The organism is Bradyrhizobium sp. ORS 375, from assembly GCF_000239775.1.
Lineage (GTDB): Bacteria > Pseudomonadota > Alphaproteobacteria > Rhizobiales > Xanthobacteraceae > Bradyrhizobium.
Map to the genome: position 1 here is coordinate 1 of NZ_CAFI01000411.1, position 1267 is coordinate 1267.

A 1267-nucleotide genomic window follows, 5' to 3' on the forward strand; every position below is an offset into this window, starting at 1 on the left:
ACCCAGGCTGCATAGGCCAGAGATCCCTTGGGATGAGGGTTCTTCTGCCGCTCGGTCTTGCCTTCGAGCCGAGCGCAGCAAGCTTCGAGCAGTGGAACGTCGTCGGGGTCGAATGCATCGGTGACGGGGCGTAGAGGACCTGGGCCTCCGTCACGCGCATGCACCAATTGTTGAATACATACCGCGGCGATCAACGCCGCGGTGATGAGCCGGTTGCGTGGCGCGCTGTCCTCGATCTCCAGACCCTCGATGTCGAAGCCGCCGGACTTGAGGGTGCGGAAGAGCTGCTCGATCGCCCAGCGCTGTCGGTAAAAGCCGACCACCTGCCAGGCTTGCGCCTCGGTCTCGATCTCATGCGTCGTGACAAGCCGCCAATGGATCGGCGCTTCGCCGCTTGGCGGGTCGACCTCGCGCACATCGACGATGTTTACGCTTACGCTTTTCGGCAAATCGGCGCGCATTCCAGCCGTCGGTTGAGCCAGGCAGGCCCGCATGAAGCGAAGTTCGAGCCGAGCGGTCCGCCGCTTGCGCCCGGGCTTGGCGGGAAGCTCCAACTCCGCGCGCCCCATCGCAGCCGACGCATCGACACGAGCAAACAACGTCTGGCCGTCCTCCAGTGCGCGGTCATGCGCCGCGCGGATCAGCAGCTCGACACCTTCCGAACGCAAGGCAAACGCCTCGAAGATGTCGCTCTCGCGATCGGCGATCACGGTGATCGAAGCCGCTCCCGCGCACACCGAGGCTGCCTGCTCGGCGCCTTGCAGCCAGCGGAAGCTCTCCTTCTCCTCGATCGGTATGGATCGCCGGGCAGCACGCCGGCCGCCCTTGCGTTCCAAAAAGCAGCCGTCGATCAGCCCCAGGATTGCGCCATCCTGCGCGTCCAGAGCCAGGACAGCGTGCAGATACTCGCCTCCGCCGCCTTCCGAGCGCAACACGGTCGTGTCCTGGATCGCCAGCACGTGCCGCCCCATGCAGCGCTCCGAGGTCCGCCTGGCCGCCTCCGTCAGCATCTCCTCACAGCTGAAAGCCGCGTTGCGCAACAACCGCGTCAGACGGATCTCTCCTGCCCGACTGCCACCCAACCGACGCACCCGCAGCCTTCGGCCGCCCGACTCAACCAGTCGGCCCAGAAGAAAGGCCCCCCTTTTTCCAGGCGACGGTCGCCAAACCGTCCCAACCCAAGCTCCATGCCCAGCCTCCTCCGAAAGAGACTGACAAGGAATCAGACGTTCTTCCTGTATTCAACATCGATGTGTGAATACGGTAG

Annotated in this window: 1 protein-coding gene; it reads right to left on the reverse strand. The window is 64.6% G+C overall.

Features of this window, described 5'->3' with window-relative positions:
* Window positions 1-1091: IS4 family transposase (locus tag BRAO375_RS27335; RefSeq protein ID WP_502688967.1), on the reverse strand; the 1091-nt coding region annotated here is incomplete at its 3' end.
* Window positions 1092-1267: the final 176 nt, after the last annotated feature.